The sequence below is a fragment of the Janthinobacterium sp. SUN118 genome, from assembly GCF_030397695.1.
Taxonomy (GTDB): Bacteria; Pseudomonadota; Gammaproteobacteria; order Burkholderiales; family Burkholderiaceae_D; genus Janthinobacterium.
In genome coordinates this window covers 341,039-365,583 of record NZ_JAPUBV010000003.1, presented here as the reverse complement: position 1 = coordinate 365,583, position 24,545 = coordinate 341,039, and the positions used below count along the sequence as shown (strand labels likewise).

Annotated in this window: 26 protein-coding genes; 9 read left to right on the top strand and 17 right to left on the bottom strand. The window is 65.8% G+C overall.

Going from position 1 to position 24,545, the window contains the following annotated elements:
- Positions 1–52: 52 nt before the first annotated feature.
- The gene (locus O0880_RS20735; RefSeq protein WP_071324945.1) at positions 53–658 is read right to left on the bottom strand and encodes an FMN-dependent NADH-azoreductase; all 606 of its coding nucleotides are present in this window, start codon (positions 656–658) and stop codon (positions 53–55) included.
- 131 nt (positions 659–789) lie between these two features.
- Here O0880_RS20735 and O0880_RS20730 point away from each other — a divergent pair, with 131 nt between their 5' ends.
- Both O0880_RS20730 and O0880_RS20725 read left to right on the top strand, forming a co-directional pair.
- On the top strand, positions 790–1,704 hold the full coding sequence (locus O0880_RS20730) for a LysR family transcriptional regulator (protein ID WP_071324946.1): 915 nt from the start codon (positions 790–792) through the stop codon (positions 1,702–1,704).
- Positions 1,705–1,754: 50 nt separating this feature from the next.
- Positions 1,755–1,982, top strand: coding sequence for a hypothetical protein (locus O0880_RS20725; protein WP_289888510.1), 228 nt, complete (start codon positions 1,755–1,757; stop codon positions 1,980–1,982).
- A 19-nt stretch (positions 1,983–2,001) separates the two neighbouring features.
- Here O0880_RS20725 and O0880_RS20720 read toward each other — a convergent pair whose 3' ends face one another.
- The 6 genes from O0880_RS20720 to O0880_RS20695 form a co-directional block, all read right to left on the bottom strand.
- The gene (locus O0880_RS20720; RefSeq protein WP_071324948.1) at positions 2,002–2,319 is read right to left on the bottom strand and encodes a MerR family transcriptional regulator; all 318 of its coding nucleotides are present in this window, start codon (positions 2,317–2,319) and stop codon (positions 2,002–2,004) included.
- 3 nt (positions 2,320–2,322) lie between these two features.
- Entirely contained in the window at positions 2,323–3,243 is a 921-nt protein-coding gene (locus O0880_RS20715; RefSeq protein WP_071324949.1) for a DnaJ C-terminal domain-containing protein, read from the bottom strand.
- Between the two features lie 132 nt (positions 3,244–3,375).
- Entirely contained in the window at positions 3,376–4,059 is a 684-nt protein-coding gene (locus O0880_RS20710) for a beta/gamma crystallin-related protein (protein WP_289888509.1), read from the bottom strand.
- 160 nt (positions 4,060–4,219) lie between these two features.
- The gene (locus tag O0880_RS20705; RefSeq protein ID WP_289888508.1) at positions 4,220–5,212 is read right to left on the bottom strand and encodes a beta/gamma crystallin-related protein; all 993 of its coding nucleotides are present in this window, start codon (positions 5,210–5,212) and stop codon (positions 4,220–4,222) included.
- Between the two features lie 47 nt (positions 5,213–5,259).
- On the bottom strand, positions 5,260–5,571 hold the full coding sequence (locus O0880_RS20700; RefSeq protein ID WP_289888507.1) for a beta/gamma crystallin-related protein: 312 nt from the start codon (positions 5,569–5,571) through the stop codon (positions 5,260–5,262).
- A gap of 181 nt (positions 5,572–5,752) precedes the next feature.
- The gene (locus O0880_RS20695) at positions 5,753–6,424 is read right to left on the bottom strand and encodes a beta/gamma crystallin family protein (RefSeq protein WP_289888506.1); all 672 of its coding nucleotides are present in this window, start codon (positions 6,422–6,424) and stop codon (positions 5,753–5,755) included.
- Between the two features lie 201 nt (positions 6,425–6,625).
- Here O0880_RS20695 and O0880_RS20690 point away from each other — a divergent pair, with 201 nt between their 5' ends.
- The 3 genes from O0880_RS20690 to O0880_RS20680 all read left to right on the top strand — a co-directional run bounded on the left by O0880_RS20690 (position 6,626) and on the right by O0880_RS20680 (position 11,282).
- The gene (locus tag O0880_RS20690) at positions 6,626–8,017 is read left to right on the top strand and encodes an MATE family efflux transporter (protein WP_289888505.1); all 1,392 of its coding nucleotides are present in this window, start codon (positions 6,626–6,628) and stop codon (positions 8,015–8,017) included.
- 21 nt (positions 8,018–8,038) lie between these two features.
- Positions 8,039–8,878, top strand: a complete 840-nt coding sequence (locus O0880_RS20685; RefSeq protein ID WP_289888503.1) for a PhzF family phenazine biosynthesis protein — start codon at positions 8,039–8,041, stop codon at positions 8,876–8,878.
- 193 nt (positions 8,879–9,071) lie between these two features.
- Positions 9,072–11,282, top strand: coding sequence for a S9 family peptidase (locus O0880_RS20680; RefSeq protein WP_289888502.1), 2,211 nt, complete (start codon positions 9,072–9,074; stop codon positions 11,280–11,282).
- Between the two features lie 72 nt (positions 11,283–11,354).
- Here O0880_RS20680 and O0880_RS20675 read toward each other — a convergent pair whose 3' ends face one another.
- From O0880_RS20675 to O0880_RS20665, 3 genes are all read right to left on the bottom strand, one after another.
- Positions 11,355–11,540 (bottom strand): CsbD family protein, encoded by a 186-nt coding sequence (locus O0880_RS20675; RefSeq protein ID WP_071324957.1) that lies wholly within the window; start codon positions 11,538–11,540, stop codon positions 11,355–11,357.
- A 185-nt stretch (positions 11,541–11,725) separates the two neighbouring features.
- A complete protein-coding gene (locus tag O0880_RS20670; protein ID WP_289888500.1) occupies positions 11,726–12,367 on the bottom strand; it encodes a class I SAM-dependent methyltransferase in 642 nt (213 codons plus the stop codon).
- 69 nt (positions 12,368–12,436) lie between these two features.
- Entirely contained in the window at positions 12,437–14,521 is a 2,085-nt protein-coding gene (locus O0880_RS20665; RefSeq protein WP_289888498.1) for a M13 family metallopeptidase, read from the bottom strand.
- A gap of 244 nt (positions 14,522–14,765) precedes the next feature.
- Between O0880_RS20665 and O0880_RS20660 the strand changes: the two genes are divergently transcribed.
- A complete protein-coding gene (locus O0880_RS20660; RefSeq protein WP_289888494.1) occupies positions 14,766–15,062 on the top strand; it encodes a flagellar protein FliT in 297 nt (98 codons plus the stop codon).
- A 458-nt stretch (positions 15,063–15,520) separates the two neighbouring features.
- On the opposite strand, the gene O0880_RS20655 is transcribed toward O0880_RS20660, so the two are convergent.
- On the bottom strand, positions 15,521–16,648 hold the full coding sequence (locus tag O0880_RS20655) for a hypothetical protein (RefSeq protein ID WP_289888493.1): 1,128 nt from the start codon (positions 16,646–16,648) through the stop codon (positions 15,521–15,523).
- Between the two features lie 180 nt (positions 16,649–16,828).
- Here O0880_RS20655 and fumC point away from each other — a divergent pair, with 180 nt between their 5' ends.
- The 3 genes from fumC (at position 16,829) to O0880_RS20640 (ending at position 18,943) form a co-directional block, all read left to right on the top strand.
- Positions 16,829–18,223 carry a class II fumarate hydratase gene (gene fumC / locus O0880_RS20650; RefSeq protein WP_289888492.1) on the top strand — a complete coding sequence of 465 codons (1,395 nt, stop codon included), beginning with the start codon at positions 16,829–16,831 and terminating at the stop codon, positions 18,221–18,223.
- Between the two features lie 96 nt (positions 18,224–18,319).
- Positions 18,320–18,541: an RNA-binding S4 domain-containing protein gene (locus tag O0880_RS20645; protein WP_071324962.1), complete on the top strand. Its 222-nt coding sequence runs from the start codon at positions 18,320–18,322 to the stop codon at positions 18,539–18,541.
- A gap of 117 nt (positions 18,542–18,658) precedes the next feature.
- Positions 18,659–18,943 carry a hypothetical protein gene (locus O0880_RS20640; RefSeq protein WP_071324963.1) on the top strand — a complete coding sequence of 95 codons (285 nt, stop codon included), beginning with the start codon at positions 18,659–18,661 and terminating at the stop codon, positions 18,941–18,943.
- Here O0880_RS20640 and O0880_RS20635 read toward each other — a convergent pair whose 3' ends face one another.
- The 6 genes from O0880_RS20635 to O0880_RS20610 all read right to left on the bottom strand — a co-directional run bounded on the left by O0880_RS20635 (position 18,944) and on the right by O0880_RS20610 (position 24,544).
- Entirely contained in the window at positions 18,944–20,599 is a 1,656-nt protein-coding gene (locus tag O0880_RS20635; protein ID WP_289888491.1) for a DUF692 family multinuclear iron-containing protein, read from the bottom strand.
- A gap of 20 nt (positions 20,600–20,619) precedes the next feature.
- On the bottom strand, positions 20,620–20,925 hold the full coding sequence (locus O0880_RS20630; RefSeq protein WP_071324965.1) for a DUF2282 domain-containing protein: 306 nt from the start codon (positions 20,923–20,925) through the stop codon (positions 20,620–20,622).
- Positions 20,926–21,199: 274 nt separating this feature from the next.
- Complete coding sequence (locus O0880_RS20625; protein ID WP_071324966.1) at positions 21,200–21,400, bottom strand: YjfB family protein; 201 nt, start codon at positions 21,398–21,400, stop codon at positions 21,200–21,202.
- Between the two features lie 69 nt (positions 21,401–21,469).
- Complete coding sequence (gene mobB / locus O0880_RS20620; RefSeq protein WP_289888489.1) at positions 21,470–21,994, bottom strand: molybdopterin-guanine dinucleotide biosynthesis protein B; 525 nt, start codon at positions 21,992–21,994, stop codon at positions 21,470–21,472.
- Positions 21,995–22,196: 202 nt separating this feature from the next.
- Positions 22,197–23,693, bottom strand: a complete 1,497-nt coding sequence (locus tag O0880_RS20615) for an alkaline phosphatase family protein (protein ID WP_289888488.1) — start codon at positions 23,691–23,693, stop codon at positions 22,197–22,199.
- A gap of 122 nt (positions 23,694–23,815) precedes the next feature.
- Positions 23,816–24,544, bottom strand: a complete 729-nt coding sequence (locus O0880_RS20610) for a general secretion pathway protein GspB (protein WP_289888487.1) — start codon at positions 24,542–24,544, stop codon at positions 23,816–23,818.
- Between the last annotated feature and the right edge of the window lies 1 nt (position 24,545).

Sequence of the window (24,545 nt, the reverse complement as noted above, 5' to 3'; positions counted from 1 at the left end):
TGGCAATCCCCCTGGCGACCTAGTGCATGCGGCCTAGTGCATGCGGCCTGCCTCAGGCGGCCAGGGCGGCGATCGAGGCGCGGCTCTTGGCGATCGCGCTGGCGACGGCTTGCTCGCCCATGGCCACGCCTTCGGCTTGCACGAACTCGATATCGGTGATGCCGATGAAGCCCAGCGCCGTGCGCAGATAGGTACTCAGGTAGTCATACGCGGCGCCAGGGCCTTCGCTGTAGACGCCGCCGCTGGACGTGAAGATCACCGCCTTCTTGCCCGTGGCCAGGCCGACCGGCCCCGTCGCCGTGTACTGGAAGGTGCGGCCCGCGCGCGCCACGTGGTCGATCCATGCCTTCAGGGTCGATGGCACGGAAAAATTGTACATGGGCGCGGCCAGCACCAGCACGTCGGCGGCCAGCAATTCGTCGACCAGGATGTCGGACACTTGCACGGTGGCCGCCGCCTGCGCGCTGCGCTGCTCGGGCGGCGTGAAGAAGGCGCCCATCATCTCTTCCGTCAGGTGCGGCACCGGTTGCGCGGCCAGGTCGCGCTCGACGATGGCATTGCCCTGCGCGGCCAGTTGCGCGACGAATTCGCCCGACAATTGACGCGACAGGGAACCGCTGCTGCGCACGCTGCTATTGATGTGTAATACCTTGGCCATGAATCGCTCCTTCGAAAACGGATAATGAATGCCGCATCGCGGCGCTTGCCTACATCATAGTTCGGGTCTACCATCGATAAAACCGTGTAAATATAAATGATTAGCATCGAATTTTTAGATATGGAGTCACCATGAGAGAACCGGGCCAGCCTTCGCTCGACCAGTTGCGCGTGTTTGTCGCCGTCATCGACGCGGGCGGCTTCGCCCATGCGGCGCGCCAGCTGCACCGTACGCAATCGGTGGTCAGCTACACCATCGCCAACCTGGAGGAACAGCTGAATGTGGTGCTGCTCGACCGCGGCAAGCGCAAGCCCACCCTGACGGACGCGGGCAAGGCCCTGCTGGCCGACGCGCGCGCCGTGGCGCTGAAGGTCGACGCCATGCGCGCGCGCGCCAAGGCCCTGGCCGGCGGCCTGGAAGCGGAAGTGTCGGTGGTGGTCGACGTGATGTTCCCCACCTGCGTGCTGGTGCGCGTGCTCGAAGCGTTCCAGGCGCAGTTCCCCACGGTCGCCCTGCGCCTGCGCATCGAGGCCATGGGCGCCGTGGCGCAGCTGGTGATGGATGGCAGCTGCCACCTGGGCCTGGGCGGCTGGATGACGGCAACGGCCAGCGTCTTTGAGCGCCTGGCCGTGGGCCATGTGCGCCTGATCCCCGTGGCCGCGCCCAGCCACGCGCTGGCGCAGCTGGAAGGTCCGATTCCTTCCGCCGTGGCGCGCGAGCATGTGCAGCTGGTGCTCAGCGACCGCAGCGCGCTGACGGAAGGCCAGGATTTCGGCGTGCTGGGACTGCGCAACTGGCGCCTGGGTGACCTCGGTTCCAAGCACGCGCTGCTGCGCGCGGGCCTGGGCTGGGGCAACATGCCCGAAGCGATGGTGCGCGAAGACCTGGCAGCCGGGCGCCTGGTGCATCTGGCGCTGGCCGTCGACAAGGGCGAGAATTATCCGATTTACCTGATCCAGCGCGCCGACACGCCGCCGGGCCAGGCCGGCAAGTGGCTCACGGAGCGCTTTGCGGAACAGTTGCCGCTGCTGGAGCAGGTCTTTTAGAAGCGCGCAGGGACGGGTATCATGCCCCCATACATACACAAGGACTCACCATGGCCGGCATCGACGACTTCGTCAACAAACAACAACCTGGCGCGCGTTTCGTCATCACGGCGCAGATGCTGCGCATGACGCCGCAGCAGTTCGACAGCGTGGCGCAGGAATGGATGGAGGATGGCGGCCCCGGTTTCGACGTCGCCGGCATCCCGCACCGCGTCGTCATCGATGGGCAGTTCTACATCTCCAGGATCACCGTGGCGCGCCACGCCGATCCTGAATAAGCGCTGGACAGGACATGGCTCAGGCCTGGTCGGCGCCCAGCACATGCAGGCGGCGCCGCAAACGCGCCACTTCCTCCGACAGATCGACCACCAGCGCGGCCAGTTCCGCATTCGCGTCGAACACGGATTCGATTTCGTGCAGGCGGCGTGCGCGCACCAGATCCAGGCTGGTGAAGCGCCAGGCCGTCAGCTGCCCCGGCGGCGGGCCATTTTGCAGCAGCACGCCCGTCTGCACATGCTGCACCACCCAGTCCGGCTCCACGGCGCAGGCGCGCGCCAGTTCTTCCAGGCTCAGAGCGCGGTCTTCGAGCAGCTCGCCAATTACATTGTTTGCCATGATTTACCCTCCCAGCTTCTGGCGCGGATTGAAAGCCATCTCGCGCGCCATGGTTGCATACAGTTCGCGCGCCTTGTCGTCGTTCGCCGGCGGCAGCACCACTTCCAGCAGCAGGTACAGATCGCCCGGCTGGGCGGCGGGAATGCCGCGCCCCTTCAGGCGCAGCTTGCGCCCGGTCTGCGAATTGGGCGGCACGGTGACGGCCACCGTGCCGGACGGCGTGGGCACGGCAATTTCGCCGCCCAGCGCCGCCTCCCATGGCGTGACGGGCACCGTTTCGAACACGTCGCGCCCCTCCACCTTGTAGCGGGCGTCGGGCTGGAAGCGGATCTCCAGGTACAGGTCGCCGGCCGGCGCGCCGCCGCTGCCAGGATGGCCCTGGCCCTTCATGCGCAGCTGCTGGCCTTCCGTGACGCCTTTCGGTATCGTCACTTCCAGGGTGCGCTCGCGCGTCACCACGTGGCCCTGGGCATCCGCCTCGGGCACGCGCATGACGATGTGGCGCTTGGCGCCCTGGTAGCTGTCCTGCAAATCGATGGTGATGGCGGCGTGGCTGTCCTCGCCCTGCATCTGGAAGGTGCTGTTGGCGCGGCGCCGCCCGCCCACGTGGGCGAACAGGTCGGCAAAGAAGTCGCTGTCATCGGCGCCTGACGATTCGTAGCCCGAGCCCCAGTCCGGCGGTGGCCGGAAAGGCTGGCCCTGCGCGCCCTGGTTACGGCCCAACTCATCGTAGGCGGCGCGCTTTTCCGCGTCGCCCAGCACGCCGTACGCTTCGTTCAGGGCCTTGGTGCGCTGGTCGGCATCGGGCTCCTTGCTGACGTCGGGATGATATTTGCGCACCAGCTTGCGGTACGCCTTCTTGATGTCGGCCTCGGTCGCCGTCTTCTCGACGCCAAGCTCCTTGTAGTAGTCCTTGTATTCCACCGTGCCTGCTCCCCATGGTTGAACCGCCTGTGGGAAGAGTACACGAATTGGCCGCAAGACAGCGTGCGCACAATACAACAGCGCCCGCGGGACCTGGGTCGCGCGGGCGCTGCAAGCGAAGACTGCGGACGCCTAGCGCACGCGGCGCAGCGAGGAAATGCGGCGGTCGAGGCCACCGTGCAGGCGGCCGTAGCTGCCCGGCCCCATCACCACGCAGCGGCCGCGGAAGTTGGCGTCGACGCAGAATTCCCAGCGGCCGTAATTGACGACGATCGATTCGGCGCGGTCATTGAAGCCATAGCGGCTCAAGTCGTACACCTCGCGGTCCAGCCGCACGGGCCGGCCGCGCATGCCGGCATCGGGAAACAGCAGCACGGCGCCATTCGCCTCGGGACGGTGGCCGCCGCCATGGCCGTGACCAGGGTACGGGCGTTCCGGCTCCGGATACGGGCGGTTCGGCCGCGGTGGATACGGACGGTGGTCGCCGCCGCCGTGGCCCGGGCGGCCCGCTTCGCGCACCGAGGAGATGGCGTCGTTCATGCCGGGCATGCTGCTGTAGCGGCCCGGTCCCAGGGTGCGGCAGTTGCCGCGGTAATTGGCGTCCTTGCACACTTCCCAGGTACCCGAGCGCACGATGATGCTGGAAGTCTTGTCGTTAAAGCCCATGCGCGACAGGTCGCCCGCGTCGGAACGCAGGGTGACGGGGCGGCCACGGAAACCGGCATCCTCGAACAGGGTGATTTCGCCCGCCGATGCGGCCAGCGGGGCAAGGAAAGTGGCGGCGCACAACAGTGCGGGGCGGATAGATCGAACCATGACAACTCCAATACAGATTACATTTTCGCCAGTGTAGACCAGGCGGCAGGCGGCGAGTGTAACAAAGGGCAAGCAAATGTCAGCACACGGCTGGGAATGTAAAAACCGCCTGGCGGAATGCTTCCGGCAGGCGGTTCGGGCCTACGCCGCGCAATCGCGCCTAGCGCACGCGGCGCAGCGACGATATCTTGTTGTCCAGCGCATTGAGCCCGCCATACTCGCCCGGCCCGATGACTTCGCAGCGGCCGCGGAAGTTGGAGTCGCTGCACACTTCCCACTGGCCGTCGTTGACGACGATGGAACCGGCGCGGTCGTTGAAGTTGTAGCGCACCAGGTCTTCCGCGCTGCGGTCCAGCGCCAGCGGTTCGCCGCGCATGCCCGCATCGGGGAACAGCAGGATGGCGCCGCGCTGCGGGTACTGCTGCTGCGGGTACTGCGAATATGGCGGCTCGTACTGCGGCCGCTGGTACGGATTCTCGTACTGCTGCTGGCGACGAGCTTCGCGCTCGTCGACCATGCGCGCCGACGACACTCTTCCATCGAGCCCGCGTCCCAGGTCGTCGTGGCGGCCAGGGCCGAACACGCGGCAGGTGCCGTTGTAGTTCGAATCGCTGCACAACTGCCAGTAGCCGTTGTAGATGACGATGCTGCTGGTGCGGTCATTGAAGCCGATGTCGACGAAATCGTCGGTGTCGCGGTTCAGGCGCGCCGAGCCGCCATTCTGGCCCGCGCCCGAATACACTTCCAGGGTCGAGCCGCGGCCATAGCCGCCATGTCCGCCATTGCCACGATCGGGATCGCGTCCCGGGCGCCCCGGATTGTAGTCATTGCCGCGCCCCGATTCGCGCACCGAGGTGATGGCGTCGTTCATGCCCGGCAGCGAACGGTATTCGCCTGGCCCCAGGCTGCGGCAATTGCCGCGAAAACCGGAGTCCGTGCACACATCCCACGTGCCCGAGCGCACCATGATGCTGGACGCCTTGTCGTTGAAGCCCAGGGGCGACAGGTTGTCCGTCGTTTCGCGCAGGGTCACGGCGCGGCCACGGAAATTATCGTCCTCAAACAGGGTGATTTCGCCCGCATGGGCGCCCAGGTGGGCAAATAGGACGACGCTGGAAAACAGCGCCAGTTTCAGGCTAGGGGATATCATCATCAACTCCATTTAATCAATCGTTATTCTTCATGCATTGCGGCGCCGTGTCAACGCAGGCGGCGCAGCGAGGCAATGCGGTCGTCGAGCGCATCGAGCGTGTCGATACCCGGCTCGAGAGTCCCGCAGCGGCTGCCGTCATGCGCGTCGGCGCGCCCCTGCCAGCGGACCGAAGCGGCCTTGATGCTCGTCACCGCGTCATTGGAAGGCATGCGCGACAGATCGTCCACCGTGTCGCGCAAGAGCAGCATGCGGCCCCTGAAATTGTCGTCGGCGTACAGACGGATGCCGGCGGCGCGCGCCGACACCGGCGCAGGCAGCGCACTGGCGCACAGGGGGGCAGGGTTCAAGGGACGATTCATGGGCGGTCTCCAGCATGGGCAAAAGTCAATCAGTGATCGACATGACAACTGATGCCAGTGTAGCCACCCACAGGAAAAACGGTGTAACAAAGTATGCGAAAAGCACAATAATTTGTTACCAAAAGCAATAACCGGCCTCCGCAGGGCCGGTTATTGCGCATTTCCGTTACCGGGACGTGATTCAGCGCACTTCGCGCACCGAGGAAATGCGGTTGCTCAGGCGTTCCAGGCTTGCATACTCGCCGGGCGCGAGCGTGCGGCAGCGGCCACGGAAACCGGCGTCCTCGCACACTTCCCAATAGCCCGAGCGCACGCGCACGCTTTGCACGGTGTCGTTGAAATCGCGCTCGCGCAAATCGGCCGAGCCATTGCGCACGGTCAGGCTGCGGCCGGCGAAATCGTCGCGCGTATAGAAGGTCAGTTCGCCGCCCAGGGCCCGTCCCGGCAGATGGCCGTGCTCGCGGTCCCGGTCGCGGTCCCAGCGGCGGTCCCGATCCCAGTCACGATCCCGGTCGCGCCCCGGATGGCCATCCCAGCCGCCGCGCACTTCGCGCAGCGACGTGATCTTGTTGGCGCGGCCATCGAGCGACGGATACTCGCCCGCCTCGAGCAAAAAGCACGCGCCGCGGAAATCGGCTTCCTCGCACGCTTCCCAGCGGCCCGAGCGCACGCGGATGCTTTGCGTCGTATCGTTGAAACGGACGTCTTCCAGGTCGGCGACGGCGTCGCGCACGGTCTGCGAGCGGCCGTGGAAGTCGTCGCGCGAATACAGGGTCAGTTCGGCGGCGCCGGCGAATTCTGCCGTCATGGCGGCGCCCAGCAGCAGGGCGCACCTCAGGGTGTTCTTCAACATGGTCATGCTCCATAGTCAGGGTGATGCGGTTTGACTATTTGGTCATCTTGCCAAATAGAGCACGCAGTCTAGCCGCGACTGGCCGTCTTAGCTGTAACAAATGATTACCGCGCGGCGCGCCCTTCCCCGCCGGCCGCGTGGCAAAAGGACAAGCGCGGCGAACTTCAGTAGAATCTTGTGTTTAGTCAAGCTCGCGTCCCCATGCCCCACACTACCTCGTTCACCCTGCCCGCCGTCCGTACCGAAGTCTCGTCGCTGTGGAAGCTGGCCTGGCCCATCCTGATCGGCCAGCTGGCCACCGTCGGCATGGGCGCGGCCGACGTCGCCATGACGGGCCACACGAATCCCGAGGAGCTGGCAGCCGTCTCGCTGGGCGCGGCCATCTGGTCCATCGTGCTGGTGACGGTGAGCGGCATCATGATGGCGATCAATACGCTGGTGGCGCATGAAATCGGCGCCGCGCGCCACGACAGGGTGCCGCACATCGTGCGCCAGTCGCTGTGGAAGGCGCTGCTCGTCGGCCTGGTGGCCTGTTTGCTGACGAACATGGCGGCGCTGGTGTTCGACCACCTGATGCTGGAACCGGCCGTGGCGGCCAAGGCCAAGCTGTTCGTGCACATCATCAGCTGCGCGCTGCCGCCGTTCGCCGCCTACCGCGCGCTGTACGGCTACAGCACCAGCATCAACCAGACCAAGCCCGTGATGGTCATCGCGCTGGCCGCGCTGGGGCTGAACATCCTCGTCAACTACCTGCTGATCTACGGCCACTGGGGCATGCCGAAGATGGGCGGCGTCGGCTGCGCAGTGGCCACCACGTGCTGCGTGTGGATGATGCTGCTGGCCATGCTGGCCTGGATCAAGATCGCGCCCGCCTACCGCGCCACGTATCCGTTCACGCACTGGGAATGGCCGCAGCTGTCGTCGATCGGTCCCATGCTGCGCCTGGGCCTGCCCATCGGCGTGACCTACTTTGCCGAGGTGAGCGCGTTTGGCGTCATCAGCCTGCTGGTGGCGCGCTTCGGCGTGATCCAGGTGTCGGCGCACCAGATCGCCCTCAATTTCTCGTCCGTCGTCTTCATGGTGCCGCTCACCTTCGGCATCGCGCTGGTGACGCGCGTGGGCCACGCCGTGGGCGAAGCCAATCTGCGCAAGGCCCGCTTCATTTCGTGGGTGGGCGTGGCCATGTCGCTGACGGCGGCCATCGTTTCGGCATCGGTCATCACCATCTTCCGCCACCAGATCGCGCAAGCCTACACGTCCGACCCGCAGGTGCAGGCGCTGTGCGCGCAGCTGCTGCTGTTCGCCGCCCTGTTCCAGCTGTCCGACGCCACGCAGGTGGCCACCTCGTGCGCGATCCGCGGCTACAAGGTGACGCGCCAGCCGATGCTGATCCAGCTGCTGGCCTTCTGGGGCTTCTCGCTGCCGATCGGCTACGTGCTGGGACTGGCGCCGGCCGGCTTCATCTGGTCGCCGGCCGAGCCGATGGCCGCCGCCGGCTTCTGGATCGGCCTCGTCACGGGCCTGACGGTGGCCGCCGTGCTGCTGACCTGGTACTTGAACCGCCTGTCGCTGCGCCGCCTGCGCGAAGCCTGACACCCCGACGAGGAAGCCGCCATGCCGCAACAACGCCCCTTCAGGCAAGTCGATGTCTTCAGCAGCGTGCCGTTCATGGGCAATCCGCTGGCGGTGGTGCTCGACGCGAATGGCCTGGACGACGCGCAGATGCAGGCCATCGCGCGCTGGACGGGCCTGTCGGAAACCACCTTCGTGCTGGCGCCGCGCGATCCCGCCGCCGATTACCGCGTGCGGATCTTTTCGCCCGAGACGGAGTTCCCGTTCGCCGGCCATCCGACCCTGGGCACGGCGCACGCCCTGCTCGATGCGGGCCTGCAGCCCAAGGGCGCGCGCATCGTGCAGGAATGCGGCGTCGGCCTGGTGCAGGTGGAGCGCGGCGCCGGCGGCGTGCTGGCGTTCCAGGCACCGCCATGCGCCATGCGCGCGCTCGACCCCACGCTGCTGCCGCTACTGCAGGCGGCGCTGGACGGCGCCCCGGCTCCTTCCGGCTGCGTCGCCGAGATGGGCATCCGCTGGCTGTGCGTGCCGCTGGCCAGCGCCGCCGCCTGCCTGGCCGTACGCGCCGACATCACGGCACTGACGGCATTGCTGGCCGCCTCCCGGGCCGACGGCCTGGCGCTGTACGGCCCGCACGACGCGGGCGGAGCGGCCGATTACGAAGTGCGCGCGCTGCTCAGCGAACACGGCGCGCTGGTGGAAGACCCCGTCACGGGCAGCGCCAACGCCTGCATCGCGCAGCTGCTGGCAGGCGCCGACTACACCGTGCGCCAGGGCACCTGCCTGCAACGCGACGGCCGCGTGTCCGTCCGTTTCCGCGATGGCCAGGCGTGGATAGGCGGCGCCTGCCTGACCGTGGTCGCAGGGTCGATATTGGCCTGAACCAGGCAAAGCGCCATCGAATGGGCGGCTATCGGATATTTCCAGCGAAGGAAATACGGCCAGCACGCCCATATTCCGTGGCCAGTGCTATCGCATAAACAGGCACGCTCTGGTATCGTCTTACGCTTAGGCAACGCTCACGCGCGCCTGTTTGCATGCAGTGCCATTCATTCCTCCAACTACCGAGACATCCATGCGTTTTATTCTTTGTTTTCTGGCCGCGATGGCCAGCGTTCCCGCATCGGCAGACAAGCTGACCCTGGAACGCATCCACGCCGACCCGGCGCTGGCCGGCCCCGGCGTGCGCAACCTGAAGGTCTCGCCCGACGGCGAGCGCGTCACGTTCCTGCGCGGCCGCGCAGACAACCAGTTCCAGCTCGACCTGTGGGAATTCAAGCTGAAAGACAAGAGCACGCACCGCCTGGTCGATTCCAAGGCGCTGGTGCCGAATGAAACCATCTCGCCCGAAGAGCAGGCGCGCCGCGAGCGCGAACGCACGGCCAGCCTGAACGGCATTCTCAGCTACAGCTGGTCGCCCGATGGCAAGCAGCTGCTGGTGCCGCTGGCAGGCAATCTGTACCTGGTCGACGCGGCCCATCCCGAGAAAGCGCGCCTGGTCGCCAAGGGCAATGTGCTCGACCCCAAAATCTCGCCGAAAGGCCGCTATGTGTCGTTCGTGCGCGACCAGAACATCTATGTCATCGACCTGAAGTCCGGCAAGGAACGCCAGCTGACGACCGACGGCAAGGGCACGATCCGCAATGGCGAAGCCGAATTCGTGGCGCAGGAAGAAATGGGCCAGCGCACCGGCTACTACTGGGCCCCCGACGATTCCGCCATCGCCTACAAACGCTATGACGAAGCGCCCGTGCCCGTGGTGCGCCGCTTCGAAATCTTCGCCGACCGCACCGACGTCGTCGAGCAGCGCTACCCTGCCGCCGGCGACCCGAACGTGCTGGTGCAGCTGCTGATCGTCTCGCCGGAAACGGGCGTGCAGCGCCAGGTGAATCTGGGCACGAACCCGGACATCTACCTGGTGCGCGCCGACTGGAGCGCGGACAGCAAGTCGCTCGTATACCAGCGCCAGTCGCGCGACCAGAAGACGCTGGACCTGGTCGCCGTCGACGCGGCCACCCTGGCGCAGCGCACCCTGCTGACGGAAACGGCGAAGACCTGGGTCAGCATCCATGACGACCTGCACTTCCTGGACAACGGCAAATTCCTGTGGTCGTCCGAGCGCACGGGCCGCAATCACCTGTACCTGTACGACATGAGCGGCAAGCTGCTGCACCCGGTCACCTCGGGCGAATGGGGCATCGACAGCGTGCTGGCCGTGAATGAAAAAACCGGCAAAGTCTATGTGTCGTCGAACCGCGACGCGGTGATCGACAAGCAGACCTACGCGCTGGCCCTGGACGGCAGCACGGCCGACAAGCCGCAGCGCGTGACGAAAGCGGACGGCTGGCACGACACGAAGTTCTCGCACAATGGCGAAGTCTTCGTCGACACCTATTCCGATCCGGCCACGCCGCCGCAGGTGAGCATCCGCCGCCCGGACGGCGCCATGGTGGGCTGGCTGGAAGAAAATGCGCTCAACGCCAGCCACCCGTACGCGAAATACAAGGCCGACCACCTGCCGACCGAATACGGCACCCTGAAAGCCAACGATGGCCAGACCCTGTACTACTCGCTGCTCAAGCCATCGAACTTCGACGCCACGAAACGCTACCCGGTCTTCCTGTCGACGTATGGCGGCCCGCACTCGCAGCACGTGGCGCGCCGCTGGGGCAACAACTTCGACCAGTACATGGCGCAGCAGGGCTTTGTCGTCTTCCGTCTCGATAACCGCGGCTCGTCGCGCCGCGAACGCGCGTTCACGGACGCCATTTATCACAACCTGGGCGAAGCGGAAGTGGCGGACCAGCTGGTCGGCATCGACTGGCTGGGCAAGCAAAGCTTCGTCGACCCGAAACGCATCGGCGTGTTCGGCTGGAGCTATGGCGGTTTCATGACCCTGCGCCTGCTGTCGGCCGCCTCCGACAAGATCGCCATGGGCGTCTCGGTGGCGCCCGTCACCGACTGGGCCCTGTATGACACCCACTACACGGAACAATTCCTCGGCATGCCGAAGGAAAACGTGGATGGCTACAAGAAGAGCACCGTGTTTGCCCACCTCGATGGCCTGAAGTCGCCGCTGCTGCTGGTACACGGCATGGCCGACGACAACGTGCTGTTCTCGAACAGCACGCGCCTGATCGACGCGCTGGTGAACCGCGGCGTGCAGTTCGACCTGATGACGTATCCGGGCGCCAAGCACGGCATCTCGTCGCGCGCCGGCCAGCGCCACGTGTACAAGAAGATCGAAACCTTCTTCAAGCAAAACCTGGCCAATCCGGCGCAATAGGTTTCAGCCGCAGCAAATAAAAACCGCCGCCTGTCTCGCGACAGGCGGCGGTTTTTTTATACGTGCGACAGATTACGGTTTGCGCGTGACGGTTTCCACCGCCTCTTTCACATCGCCCACCTTCTTCTGCACTTTGCCTTCGACCTGGTTTGCCAGGCCCTTGGCTTGCTGTTCTTCGCTGCCGACGACCTTGCCAGCGGCTTCCTGGATTTTACCGCCGACTTCCTTCAGTTTACCTTCGACTTGATCTTTGTTCATGATGGATCCTCACTGTAGTTGGTACCTCTGTGGTCCGGCGCCCGAGGCGCCGGTACTGCGGCTCACACGCTGCTGGAAGCGGCTTGCGCTGCTTGCTGCGTGTCGATGTGTCCATACTACCCTCGAGGTTGCAAAAACTATGTACGGTTCCTAACACATGCCCAAAATCAGTCAATTGAGCGAAATCAGTCCGCTTTGCGCCACACGGTGGCCAGCCACGGCTGCTGCGCGCGCGGCAAGCCCGGCGGACGGTAGTACTGCTCGACCAGGCTGAAACCGGCCGCCTGCACATACGCTGCCCACGCCTCTTCGTCATGGTAGCTGCCATAGCGGGCGCCATTCCAGCCCTCCTGGTTTTGCCCGCGCGGATTCGAGCTGAACAGCACGCCCCCCGGTTTCAGGCACGCATGCAGGGCGCGCAGCACGCCAGGCAAGGCGGCGCTGGGCACGTGGAACAGCACGGCATTGGCGAACACGCCGTCGAAGTGCGCGGCCGGCAGGTCGAGGTCGACGAAATCCTGCTGCCACACGGTGCAGCCGCTGTAGGCGCGCGCCATCTCGACGAAGCGGGGGCAGCCATCGACGCCCGTGGCATGGTGCCCCAGGGCCGTGAACGCCTTCAGGTCTCGGCCAGGGCCGCAGCCGAGGTCGAGAATCGCCAGAGGCGCGGGCTGGCCGATGGCGTCCAGCAGCGCATGGATGTTCTGGCTGACGTCGTGGTCGCGCGTGCCTTCGAAAAACTGCTCGGCGCTGGCGTCGTAATGGGCCAGGGTACGGCCGGTGATGGCGTGAATAGGGTCTGGCTGCTCTTGCGGGGTCGGCTTCATGGCGCTCCTGTCATCGATGGGCGCATTTTACGCTGCCGGCCGCTTCGCCGGCCGGCAGCGCCAGCCCACTTACCAGACGCGCACGCGCTGCTCGGGCGCCAGGTACAGCTGCTGCCCCGGCTGCACGTCGAAGACCGGATACCAGGCGTCGAGGTTGCGCACGGTGGCGGCGCGGTATTGCGCCGGCGCGTGGCCATCGGTGAGGATTTGCTGGCGCGCCGCCGCCTCGCGCGCCTTGCTGCGCCAGCTGACGCCATAGCCCGTGAAGAACGCCCGTTCCGCTCCCGGCTGCGCCGCCTTGCCCTGCTGCGACAGGGTGAACGCGTCATAGGCGGCCGCCACGCCGGCTAGGTCGGCCAGGTTTTCGCTGAGGGTCAGCTGGCCATTCACGGCCAGGTCGGGAAATGGCCGGTAAGCCGAGAACTGCGCCGCCAGCTGTCCGGCAGCCGTCTTGAAATGCGCGAGGTCGGCCGGCGTCCACCAGTCGCGCAACTTGCCCTGGGCATCGAACTGCGCGCCCTGGTCGTCGAAGCTGTGGCTGATCTCGTGGCCGATGGTGGCGCCGATGCCGCCGTAGTTGGCCGCATCGGACGCCTGCGGATCGAAGAACGGCGGCTGCAGGATGGCGGCCGGGAAGTTCAGCGCATTTTGCAGCGGCAGGTTGACGGCATTGACCAGCTGCGCCGGCATGGCCCAGGCCTTGCGGTCGACGGGCTGGCCCAGCTTGGCCAATTGCTGCTGGTAATGGAACTGTTCCGCGCGCTGCGCATTGCCCAGCGCATCGCCGCGCACGACGCGCAAGCCCGCATAGCTGGCCCAGCGCTCCGGGTAGCCGACGCCCACATACAGGGTCTTGAGCTTTTCCTGCGCCTGCGCCCTGGTTTCCGGCGCCATCCAGTCCAGCTTGTCGATGCGGCGCGAGAAGGCGGCGACGATATTGGCCACCATGTCTTGCACGCGCGCCTTCGATTCGGGCGGGAAATAGCGCTCCACGTACAGCTTGCCGACGGCGTCGCTGAGGGCGCCGTTCGTCGCGGCCAGCGCGCGCTTGCTGCGCGGCGACTGCTGCGGCGTGCCGCTCAGCGCACTGCCATAAAAGGCGAAACGCTGGTCGGCGGCGGCCTTGGGCAAGGTCGCGCCAAAGTGGTTGATCGCGTGGAAGGCAAGGAAGTCCTTCCAAGTGGCCAGCGGCACGCTCGCCACCAGCGCGGCGCTGCCCGTCATGGCCGAAGGGTGCCAGACGATGAAGTCCTTCTGCGCCCCCAGGCCGGCCGCCTGGAAGAAGGCTTTCCAGTCCAGTCCCGGCGCCTTGCTGGCGAAATCCCCGGCGCGCCAGGCATTGTTGCCCTTGGCAACGTCGGCCGACTCTTCGCGGCTGGCGTGACTCGCGGCAATTTGTTGTTCCAGCGCAAACACGCGCGCCGCGCGACCCTGCGCATCGCCGTAGCCTGCCAGTTGCAGCATGGCGGCGATATGCGCCTGGTAGCTGCCGCGCAAGCCCTGCATGCGCGCGCTGTCGGTCGCATAATAGGCGCGGTCGGGCATGCCCAGGCCCCCTTGCAGCAGGTAAGCCACGTTGCGCGTCGGGTCGTTCAAGTCTTGCGCCACCCACAGGCCGAACAGGTTTTCCGTATAAAAATTGGTGGAATTGAGCGGGTCGACATCGGCACGCAAGCTCTCGCCCAGCGCCCGCGCCAGGCCCGCCTGGTCGCGCACGGCGTCGATCTTTTTCAGCAGCGGCTTGAGCGGCGCCCAGCCTTTCGCCTCGATGGCGGCCTCGTCCATATAGGAGCGGTAGAAATCGCTGACCTGGCGCGCTTCCGCGCTGCCGCCCTGGCGTGCCTGCAAGCCTTCGACGAGGGCGATGATGCGCTGGTTGGTTTCATCGGCGAGGATGGCGAACGAGCCCCAGCTGGCGCGGTCGTCCGGAATGGCCGTGGCGCGCATCCAGTCGCCATTGACGTAGTCATAAAAGTCGTCGCCGGGCAAGACGGCCGTGGGCGCCGCCTTCGCAGCGGCGGGACTGGCGGCCGCCTCCTGTCCATGCGCGTGGACGGCGCCGCCAGCCAGGGCCATGCCGGACAGGGCCAGCGCCATGGCGCGCTTGCGCCAGGAACCGGGAAAAGAGGGAACGGCAGCAGTGACAACGCGCATGGTGATCCTTTCAGGCAAAGTGACGACAGTAGTGTGCAAAATCATAACGCGTTTCGACGCGCCAGAACACCCTGCCCTGTCACCGCGACGCCAGCAGGCATGCGGCCTGGCGGGCGATGGCGGCCTCCCCCCTGCCCTCTTTGGAAATTATTTTCACTTTTTTTCAAAAAAACCCTCAAGTTCCCGTTCAGGCCGCCGTTAATCTAGACAAGCGGTAATCCATTCACTAGTTACGGGTGTGCTCATGACCTCCAACGACGTTCTCTCGATGTATGAAAATATTGCAGGTCTGACCAATCAAATGGTCGTGGCCGCACGTTCGAGCGACTGGGATGGCTTGAATACCCTGGAAAACCAGTGCGCCAGCGCAGCCAGCACGGCCATGACGGGCGGCGTGCCCGCCCTCGCCGGCACTTCGCGCATGCGCAAGATCGACTTGCTGAAGCAAATCCTGGCCAACGACCGCGAAATCCGCACCATCACGGAACCATGGATGACGCAGCTGGCCAGCGTGATGCCGGCATCGCGCGCGCACATGTAAGGCAGGAGCGACATCCCGATATCGAAAAAGCACCTGCGGGTGCTTTTTTTACGTCCGTACGCATGGGCGACATGGTCGCTGGCGCGCCGCGCTACTGTCGCGGCCGCGCCAAGGCGGGGGAAATACAGGGGAGGGGAATATGGAAGGCGAACCCCAGGTATCTCCTGGCGTCGCCTCGCTGCCGGTTGCATCCGGCGTCCGCGAGCACATCGTTGGCATCGCAGACCGCTTCCAGGCCCAGGCGTTTATGCAACGCTACACCTGTTTGTCGCGCCACACTATCGTTGGTGGCTGCGCCAGGCTGGGACTGTTTTGTCGTAGAGCAAGTCCACTGAATTAATTATATCGCCATCTTTGAAAAATAAGCAACGCGATTGGCATGCGTTTGCATGTCTTTTTTAAATATCTTTTTTTATATCAAGTTTGAGCGTGCCATTCGGGGCAATCCGGCGTGGCGCCTAGCGGGAAAATGGTTCCGGCTCCGGCTCGGCCGCCTGCGCCTCATCCACGGCCTCCGTCAGGACGGGCGCCGCCTTCTTGCGGCCGAATGGCTTGCGCAGCAAGACCCAGTATTTCGATGGCATCCCCGGCCCCGCCGCTTGCTTGCGCTTGCGCACGACATACACGATGACGGCCGTCAGCAGCAGGAAGGCCAGCGTCCCCAGGCCCAGCCACAGCAAGCCATGGCCACCCGCCTGCTTCTCGGCCACGGGCGCCGCCAGCGGTTTGGGCTTGGCGTGCGCAACAACAGGCGCGGCGGGAGCAGCGGCCGCTACGGCGACACCAGGCTGGGCCAGCGCCTGCTGCAGCGCGCCGATCTTGCCCTCGAGCTCGCCCAGCCTGGCATTGAGGGCCGTATTCTTCTCGTCCAGCGCCACGCACGCTTCGGTCCGCCCCGCATCGGCCTGCGGCGCGCAGGCGGCCACGGGCGCGACAGGATGGCGCAACGGCGGCGGCCGCACGGCAGCAGCGGCGCGCACGGCTGGCGCCTCCACCGCTTTCCTCGGTGCGGCGGGCGGCGCAACGAAGACCGTGGTGGGACGCAGCATGCCTTCGGCACGCGCGCGCGCCGCCAGCGCGGCGGCATCGGGCGGCGTGCCCGGCATGGCACGCGGCAGCGGCATGGGCGCCGCCGGCATGGCTTCCGGCGGCGCGGCCATCCTGGCCGGCGCGCTGGCGACGGGCGGCGCCGGCGTCAGCCACAGCGTTGCCAGGCGCACGATGGCGCCGCCGCCATTGCCCAGCAACAGATACAGGTGCAGATGCCCGGCCTGGATCGCCTTCGCTGTAGTGACGCGCACATAGCGGCGCCCGCCCCGCTCGAAGGGATTGATGGTCAAACCCTGCAGGGCAGCATCCATGCCGATGCCGCCGCCCCGGTACACATCAGGCGAGGCCAGGCGCACGGCCACGCCCTGCGCTTCATCGGGCGCCAGTGCCGTCAGTTCGATCTCGGCCAGCAGCGGCTGGCCCACGTGCGACAGCACCGCCATCTCGCCCAGTTCGGCCGCCATGACAGGCGGCAAGACCAGGCTGGCGGCAGCGCATGCGATCAGGGACCAACGGGGAAGGATGCTGCTTTGCATGGACTGATCGCTTTGATAACAGGAATAACAGGATAAATAAACGGAACTCGCCCATCTTTAACGGCAGGAAATCGCAAAAATATAGACGGGCGCGAGCAAAATGATGCAATACAGCATCATCCTGTGCCTTTTTGGCATCTGGAGTACACTCGATCCACCTCCATCGATGAAAGGGATGCCATGAGTAGCAGAATCGAACGCGACAGTTTCGGCCCGATCGACGTACCCGCCGACCGGCTTTGGGGAGCGCAAACGCAGCGCTCGCTCGAACACTTCCATATCTCCACGGAAAAGATGCCGCCCGAACTGATCGCCGCCCTGGCCACCGTCAAGCGCGCGGCCGCCCACGTCAACCTGGACTTGGGGCTATTGGACGGCAAGAAAGCCGTCGCCATCACGCAGGCGGCCGATGAAGTGCTGGCCGGCAAGCATGACGCCGAGTTCCCGCTGGCCGTCTGGCAGACAGGGTCTGGCACGCAAAGCAATATGAACATGAATGAAGTGCTGGCCAACCGCGGCTCCGAGCTGATCGGCGGCTTGCGCGGCGCCGAGCGCCTGCTGCACCCGAATGACGACGTCAACCTGGGCCAGTCCTCGAACGACATCTTCCCCACCGCCATCCATGTGGCCGCCGCGCTGGCCGTCGCCCACACCGTCTTGCCGCCGCTGCGCCAGCTGCGCGCCACGCTGGACGCCAAGGCGACGGAATTTGCCGACATCGTCAAGATCGGCCGCACCCATTTGCAGGATGCGACGCCGTTAACCCTGGGACAGGAATTCTCGGGCTATGTGGCGCAGCTGGACTTTGCCGAACACATCATCACGGCCTCGCTGCCGCCGCTGCTGCAGCTGGCCGCCGGCGGCACGGCCGTGGGCACGGGCTTGAATGCCCACGTGGAATTTGCCGGCCGCATCGCCGCGGAACTGGCGCGCTTGACGGGCCAGCCGTTTGCCACGGCCGACAACAAGTTTGCCGCGCTGGCCGCCCACGATGCCCTGGTCGCCGCCCATGGCGCGCTGAAAACCCTGGCCACGGCCCTGATGAAGATCGCCAACGATGTGCGCTGGATGGCCTCCGGCCCCCGCTCGGGCCTGGGCGAGATCACGATACCCGAAAACGAGCCGGGCAGCTCCATCATGCCGGGCAAGGTCAACCCGACCCAGTGCGAGGCGCTCACCATGCTGTGCTGCCAGGTGTTCGGCAACGACGTCGCCATCACGGTGGGCGGCGCCTCGGGCAATTTCGAGCTGAATGTCTTCAAGCCCTTGATCGCGCACAACTTCCTGCAAAGCGCGCGCCTGCTGGGCGACGGCATGCGCAGCTTCGACGAGCATTGCGCGCACGGCATCGCGCCGAACCGCGAGCGCATCGCCGAGCTGATGGAGCGTTCATTGATGCTGGTCACGGCGCTGGCGCCGCACATCGGCTACGACAAGGCGGCGCAAATCGCTAAACAGGCCCAGCATGAAGGCACGACCTTGAAGGAAGCGGCGCTGGCCCTCGGTTTCGTGACCGAGGAGCAATTCAGCGAGTGGATCGTGCCCTTGGCCATGACGCGCCCCAACAAAAGCTGAGGCCCAGCCCTGCATTGCTGACGGCTTCAGGTAAACTATGGATTAGTTGAGGTTGTCATCAAGTGTTTAAAACACATCATTGCAATAAGGGATACAATGCAAAAAGTAAGCTTTGATTTAACATCCGAGTTCGTCGAGCTGAACCAGCTGCTCAAGCTGGTCGGCCTGTGCGACAGCGGTGGCGCAGGCAAGGTCATGGTCGATAGCGGCGTGGTGAAGGTCGATGGCAAGAAGGAATTGCGCAAGACTGCCAAGATCCGCAGCGGCCAGGTCGTCAGCGTGGGCGATATCCGCATCACGGTCGTCGGCCCTGCCTGATCCCGGCATGGGGCGCGCGAGCGGCCCCATGCTTCCTGCCTACGCCTGCCCGGCTGCCTATATCAAGCTGCAACTTCGCTATTGCCATATCTTTATCGATTGCGGAAGGGGAGCGCCATGGACCATCCCGAACAAGGCACGCGCAGCCAGGAACGCCTGATCGGCGACTTGCGCCAGGTCATCGAGAACGCGGAAGAATTGCTGCGCAATACAGACAAATATACAAGCAGCCTGTACCAGAACGCGCGCGCCAAGCTGGAATTGGCTCTCGTGGCTGCCACTGCCGAACTTGCCCGTTTCGAGGAAGAGCAAGTGACGCGCATGATGGATGCCACCCTGGCCGCGAACGCCCTGTACCGTGACCAGACGGGCGAAGCGCGCCTGCTGCGCGCCTTCGATTAATCAGCGCCAGGCGGGCGCCATGTCCGTCAGCACCGCATGCGCCAGCCACAGACGCAGCTGCGCGCCCAGGTCGAACGCCTCGTCCAGTTCGAAGGCGGCGTCGAGCGCGGCGCCGAACGTCTGCCCCTGCTGCAATACCAACAAGGCCGCATGCGCGGCCCCATCCAGCGCCAGCACCTGCGCCTTCCAGCGTGGACGGCAGACGAGCGCATGGCTGGCCATCTGCATTTCCTGCGGGAACACGCCTTCCCCCTCTCCTGCCTGATGCGCCTGCCACAGGGCCGGCACTTGCCAGCGCGATGCCAGCAAGGTGCAGGCCGGATGCAGGGCAAAACGGCGCGACTCCAGCTGTTCCGGCCCCAGGTCCGCCAGCGCCTGCGCCGGCACGCCCTGCGCGTCCGGCGCGTAATGGGCCAGGTGCAGCGCCCACTCGAGGCGCGCCATGTCCGGCAGGTAAGGCAAGTGGGCCACATGGGGGAAGCTGGCAAGGAAGTCCGCGAAACGGGCGCCAAACTGGTGCAGATCGGGACTGTCGGATGGATGTTGCCTGCCATAGGCGCGCGCCAGGCCGCCAAAGAACTCGTCGCCCACCAGCGCCAGCACGACGGGATATGCATGACCCAGGGCGCGGCGCCAGGTGGTAGTGAGATTGCCACGGTACAAGGCCAAACGCCCTGCCGCTGCCTCGCCCTGGCATTGCTGCAATATGGCCGGACTGCGCGCCGCATCGAACAGGGCCGCGGCAAACGCTTGCTGGCTGCCGGCCAGCGCGTCCGGCGAAACGGGCGCCAGCGGTGACGCCGGCGCCTGTCCTTGCCATGGCGCCGGCGGCCGCTGCCGCGCCAGCATGGCTTCGGCCTTGGCCGCCTCGCCCAGCAGGACTTCGAGCGCGGGCAGGTCCGTGTCCCATTCGATCAAGGTCGGCACGGCGCCGAAGCGCAGCAAGGCGGCCGCATACAAATCCCAGACCGGCCCGGCAACGGGCGCGCCATGGTGGTCGATCACGGCTTGCGGCGTCACCAGGTGGCCGGCCAGATGCAGCTCGCCCACGCTGCCCGGCGCGATCGCCTGCATGGCCATCAAGGCATTTTCGCCGTGGTTGCACTGGTTCACATACAGGTTATTGATATCGAGCAGCAAGCCGCAGCCAGTGCGGCGCGCCAGTGCGGCCAGGAATTGCGCCTCGCTCATGGCATCGTCGCGAAAACGCACATACGTCGAGACATTCTCCAGCAGGATCGGCCTTTTCAGCACATCCTGCACGCGCCCTACCCGCTCGCACAGCAAGTCCAGGGCCGCCTTGTTCAAGGCCAGCGGCAGCAGGTCATTGAGTTGCTGCTGCGCCACGGCGCCCCAGCACAGGTGTTCCGACACGAGGGCCGGCTCGATGCGTTCCACCACGGCACGCACGCGCTGCAGATGCGCTTCAGAAAAGCCGCGCGCCGAACCGAGGCCCAGGCCCACGCCATGCAGGCTGACGGCGTAGTCCTGGCGCAAGGCATGCAGCACATGACTATCCCAACCCGACGGCTGCAGATAATTTTCGGTATGCACTTCCAGCCAGCCGACGCGGGGCCGGCGCTCGAGGAAGTCGCGGTAGTGGGCAGCGCGCAAGCCGACGCCCACGCCGGCAAGCGCATGGGCGGGCTGCGTCATCGCGCTGCTGCCTGGAAAACTTATGACTGCTCGGCGGGCGCGGCCGGCTTCACTGCCTTGATCGGCTTCATCGAGCCGCCCGCCTGTTCGCACGTGCCCTTGGCAACATAGGCCCATTCCGTGGGCAGGTTATCGGCCGGGGCCTGGCCTGCGCACGAGTGCGCGCCATCGGAAGAGGCGCAGTCATTCTGCCCCGCCTTTGCCACGCCGTAGCATTTTTCCTTGTCGCCACTGGTGGCGGGCGCATCATGCGCGGCCACGCTGGCGGTGGTGCCGGCGCAGATGCCTGCCAGGGCGGCGGCGATGAGGGCTTGACGTGTATTCATGGAGAATCCTCTTGCGTGGGTCAAAGTAATCGAAAAGTCAGGACACGCCCCAGGCTGCGCAATCGGCAACGCGGAGGCTATGCACGTCATTTTACTGAATCGGCCGCGCCATGGCGAACAATGGCAATTTTATCAATGGAAGATGAGGCCAGCAGGGAGGAAAAACAAGGAAGGATGGTGTTTACATCAAAAAAACACATGACAACGCCCACGCGCCACCGTCGGCAACGGTAGCGTGGGCATGACGGGCGCCGCGATGGCGCCGGGACGACGCTCAGGCCGTCGTATTGATGCGGTTACCGAGGTGCGCTGGCAAGTTCGCTGCCGATTGCACTGGCGGCAAGGCTTGCAGCAAGGCAGTCGCGGTCGAGCTTTGAATATCCTGGGCTTTTTTCAGGACAGTCAGGCCGACGGCTTGGCGCGTACCGGTCTCCGCCATCGTGGTTGACAGTTGAGCAATGCTTCCGACGTCCATACGTTTCTCCAATGAGGTTCTACCAGTATTAACGGATAGCGATGGGAAACCTTTAGCTGATCGTGAACCTTATTTTTGCAGCCGCTGCAATATCCACGCGAGCACCAGTTCGCGCGCATTCAAGTCCAGCCACTGCACGCCGGCGCGCAAGTCGGCCGGCGCGGGGCTGTCCGACGCCACGGCGATCACATGCGTGTCATGCGGATACAGGGGCGCCTGCCCCACTTCCGGGCGGAATATCTCCAGCTTGGCGATCGGGTCCGTCTTGAAGCCTTCCACCAGGGTCAGGTCTGCCGGTCCCATGCGGGCCAGCTGCTGCGCCAGGCTCGGCTCAGGCGCGCCGCGCAACTCATGCACGATGGCAAAGCGGTATGGCGACGCCACCAGCACTTCCGCCGCGCCCGCCATGCGCAGGCGGGCGCTGTCCTTTTGCGGCGGTTCCAGCGCCAGGTCGTGGTGGCTGTGCTTGACCAGATTGACGCGCAAGCCGCGCGCCGCCATTTCCTTCACCACAAATTCCAGCAGGGTCGTCTTGCCGCTACCGGAACGGCCGATCACACCGAGTACCGGGTGCGCGGGCATCGCATCGTGCATGGGGGTGTCCTTGATTGAGTATGGCTCATTATACGCAGCGCCACCGGCGCGATGGTCCGGCATCGGCGCCAGGCATCGCACAGGTCAAGCAAAGCCGTATTGCCCAATCAATTACTCAGTCAATTACTCAATCAATCAGCTCTTCTTCCTCCCCGTTCAGGCGCCAGCCCCGTCACCGGCCCCGTGCCGGCGCGGGCCGCGCCTAGCCGCGCCGCCCGCCACCCTGCTTGCCAAACGATGCCCCCTGCGGCGTGCCGCCATCGGCGCCCTGCCGCCTGCGCCGGCCCGCCGCCTGCGTCGCCGGCTTGCCATGCGCCGCCAGCGCATTCCTGGCCGTGCGCGCCAATTGCCGATGGACAGCAATCGCCCCCGCCTCCGTATCGGACAGGAGCGGCGCGGCGGAACCGGCGGGGCCGGCAGAAGCCGCGCCTCCCGCCCCATTCGCCGCGGGCCGGCCTGCCGGTGCGGGCGCGGCGAAATCCTGCCGCCGCACGTCGTCTTCCCATTGCGCGCGCTGCGCCAGCACCGTGGCCGGCACGGCGGGCGGCGGCCGCGCCTGCGCCAGGCCCAGCACTTCTCCCAGGCCGCTGGCGGCCGCCACGCGCGCGCCCATGTCGGGCAAGCCGCCAGCGTCGCTGCGGCAAAAGCGCTGCAGGATGGTCTTGATGATGGACGTGTGGTCGAACACCTGGTGGCAGACGCTGCCGGGCGCGATCAGCGGCGACACCAACAGCATGGGTACGCGCACGCCATACTGGCGAAACGCGGGATCGTCGTCGACGGCGACGGGCGGCGGTACATGGTCGAAGAAGCCGCCGTGCTCGTCGTAACTGAGGATCAGCAAGGTACGCGCCCAGGCGGGCCCGTGCGCAAGCGCCTGGTACACCTGCGCCACCAGCGCCTGGCCGGCGCGGATGTCGGCCGGCGGATGGTCGTCGTTGGCAAAGAAATGCGGGTCGATCCAGCTGACGGCCGGCAAGGCGCCCGCCAGCGCATCGCCGATGAAGCCATAGCGGCGCTGGCTGGAGCCGAACGGTTCGTAAAATTCGGACGAACGGTAATGGTCGTCCGTCAGGGCCAGGCTCCACGGCTTCCAGGCCGAGTAAAACTTCCAGCTGACGAGGGCGCGCTCGAGGTGGCGCACGAACGATTTGTTCGCATACAGGGGCACGCGCTTGCTGTCCTTGCTGCCGGCCGCCCTGCCGCTGACGGCATACAGGCGGTTGGGCCAGGTCGCGCCCGGCACCGAGCTATAGCAGCGGTCGCAGACGCAAAACTGGCGCGCGAGGAAGTCGTACATGGGCAGGTCGGCCCCGTTGTAGTAGCCCATCACCAGGTCGATGTCGGGGTCGCCCGGATGCGTGTGCGCATAGTCGTCGACGAAGCCGCCGTTATTGTTCTGCAATTGCTGCGCCACCGACATGCCCGTGTGCGACGGGTCCTGCGATGCATCGAAAGCCGTGCGCCGCAGGCGGTGCACGCGATACGTGACGCCCGCGTGCACATTCGCATGGCTGGCCCGCAAGCCGTCGATATCGTCGCGCCCGCCTTCCAGGCTCAGGTAGCCGAGCATGTGGTCGAAGGAACGGTTTTCCATCATCAGCACGACGATATGTTCGATGCGCGCCAGGTTTCCCAGCGGATGGACGCCACCATCGTCAGCACCGTCAGCACCGTCATCAACAGCAGCAGCACTCATCGAAACTCCCGGAACTCCCCGGCCACGCACACAGGCGCGGCGACTCTGGTTCGACCGGCCCCGGCCGGCAGGGTTCGGCCAGCGATGCCTGCGTTTGATCTACAACAAGAAATGCGTGGCGATCAATACGGTACGCGGTAGCGGTAGCCCTTGAAGCTGAAGATGGCCGCCTTGGGCTGCAGCTTTTCCAGCACCAGGCCAGGCGCCAGCTCCTCGCCCTCGTGGCGCAGTACCTTGTCGATCAGCAACAAGCGGTCGGCCGGATTCTTCGAGTAGATATAGCCGCCGATGGCGATGGCGGGAATCTGCCGCTGTATCGGCTCGGGCAAGTCGCGCATGCCAGGCACGGCCTCGTCCGATGCAGGCGCTGGCGTGGCCACAGGCGCCGGCGCCGCGACGGGAGGTGGCGCTGCCGCAGCGATGGGTGCAGGCGGCGCCTCGGCCCTGGCCGGCGCTTCCCGCTTCGGCTCGGCCATGGGTGCGGCCACGACAGCAGCACGCGGCAGCGGCGCGGCAGCGGCGGGCGCGGGCACCGGTTCGGATACGGCCACAGGCGCGGGGGCGGCAACGGGCGCCGCGGCCGCGACGGACAGCGGCGCCGCAAGCGGCGCAGGCGCGGTGGCAACGGCTGGCGCCGGTGTCGGCGCGACTGCCTGCCACGGCCGCCACCACAGCAGTGCGGCAGCCACGGCCACCATCACGCCGCCCAGCGCCAGCCAGGCGGGCAGGCGCCGGGAACGCACACCTGCCGCGGCGGCCTGCAGCTGCACTTGCGGTGCGTGGATCGTGGGCAACTCGCCCAGCTGGCGCTCGGCTTGCGATTTTTTCAGTGCTTCGAGTATGTAGGACATC

What these genes read in the sequence shown, in the direction of transcription:
- O0880_RS20705 (WP_289888508.1), bottom strand. Translation starts at nt 5,212, where the DNA reads ATGATGATATCCCCTAGCCTGAAACTGGCGCTGTTTTCCAGCGTCGTC.
- O0880_RS20725 (WP_289888510.1), top strand. Translation starts at nt 1,755, where the DNA reads ATGGCCGGCATCGACGACTTCGTCAACAAACAACAACCTGGCGCGCGT.
- O0880_RS20625 (WP_071324966.1), bottom strand. Translation starts at nt 21,400, where the DNA reads ATGGACGTCGGAAGCATTGCTCAACTGTCAACCACGATGGCGGAGACC.
- O0880_RS20695 (WP_289888506.1), bottom strand. Translation starts at nt 6,424, where the DNA reads ATGTTGAAGAACACCCTGAGGTGCGCCCTGCTGCTGGGCGCCGCCATG.
- O0880_RS20615 (WP_289888488.1), bottom strand. Translation starts at nt 23,693, where the DNA reads ATGAGTGCTGCTGCTGTTGATGACGGTGCTGACGGTGCTGACGATGGT.
- O0880_RS20640 (WP_071324963.1), top strand. Translation starts at nt 18,659, where the DNA reads ATGGACCATCCCGAACAAGGCACGCGCAGCCAGGAACGCCTGATCGGC.
- O0880_RS20610 (WP_289888487.1), bottom strand. Translation starts at nt 24,544, where the DNA reads ATGTCCTACATACTCGAAGCACTGAAAAAATCGCAAGCCGAGCGCCAG.
- O0880_RS20685 (WP_289888503.1), top strand. Translation starts at nt 8,039, where the DNA reads ATGCCGCAACAACGCCCCTTCAGGCAAGTCGATGTCTTCAGCAGCGTG.
- O0880_RS20690 (WP_289888505.1), top strand. Translation starts at nt 6,626, where the DNA reads ATGCCCCACACTACCTCGTTCACCCTGCCCGCCGTCCGTACCGAAGTC.
- O0880_RS20710 (WP_289888509.1), bottom strand. Translation starts at nt 4,059, where the DNA reads ATGGTTCGATCTATCCGCCCCGCACTGTTGTGCGCCGCCACTTTCCTT.
- mobB (WP_289888489.1), bottom strand. Translation starts at nt 21,994, where the DNA reads ATGCACGATGCGATGCCCGCGCACCCGGTACTCGGTGTGATCGGCCGT.
- O0880_RS20655 (WP_289888493.1), bottom strand. Translation starts at nt 16,648, where the DNA reads ATGCAAAGCAGCATCCTTCCCCGTTGGTCCCTGATCGCATGCGCTGCC.
- O0880_RS20660 (WP_289888494.1), top strand. Translation starts at nt 14,766, where the DNA reads ATGACCTCCAACGACGTTCTCTCGATGTATGAAAATATTGCAGGTCTG.
- O0880_RS20630 (WP_071324965.1), bottom strand. Translation starts at nt 20,925, where the DNA reads ATGAATACACGTCAAGCCCTCATCGCCGCCGCCCTGGCAGGCATCTGC.
- O0880_RS20635 (WP_289888491.1), bottom strand. Translation starts at nt 20,599, where the DNA reads ATGACGCAGCCCGCCCATGCGCTTGCCGGCGTGGGCGTCGGCTTGCGC.
- O0880_RS20675 (WP_071324957.1), bottom strand. Translation starts at nt 11,540, where the DNA reads ATGAACAAAGATCAAGTCGAAGGTAAACTGAAGGAAGTCGGCGGTAAA.
- O0880_RS20700 (WP_289888507.1), bottom strand. Translation starts at nt 5,571, where the DNA reads ATGAATCGTCCCTTGAACCCTGCCCCCCTGTGCGCCAGTGCGCTGCCT.
- fumC (WP_289888492.1), top strand. Translation starts at nt 16,829, where the DNA reads ATGAGTAGCAGAATCGAACGCGACAGTTTCGGCCCGATCGACGTACCC.
- O0880_RS20720 (WP_071324948.1), bottom strand. Translation starts at nt 2,319, where the DNA reads ATGGCAAACAATGTAATTGGCGAGCTGCTCGAAGACCGCGCTCTGAGC.
- O0880_RS20730 (WP_071324946.1), top strand. Translation starts at nt 790, where the DNA reads ATGAGAGAACCGGGCCAGCCTTCGCTCGACCAGTTGCGCGTGTTTGTC.
- O0880_RS20735 (WP_071324945.1), bottom strand. Translation starts at nt 658, where the DNA reads ATGGCCAAGGTATTACACATCAATAGCAGCGTGCGCAGCAGCGGTTCC.
- O0880_RS20680 (WP_289888502.1), top strand. Translation starts at nt 9,072, where the DNA reads ATGCGTTTTATTCTTTGTTTTCTGGCCGCGATGGCCAGCGTTCCCGCA.
- O0880_RS20645 (WP_071324962.1), top strand. Translation starts at nt 18,320, where the DNA reads ATGCAAAAAGTAAGCTTTGATTTAACATCCGAGTTCGTCGAGCTGAAC.
- O0880_RS20670 (WP_289888500.1), bottom strand. Translation starts at nt 12,367, where the DNA reads ATGAAGCCGACCCCGCAAGAGCAGCCAGACCCTATTCACGCCATCACC.
- O0880_RS20665 (WP_289888498.1), bottom strand. Translation starts at nt 14,521, where the DNA reads ATGCGCGTTGTCACTGCTGCCGTTCCCTCTTTTCCCGGTTCCTGGCGC.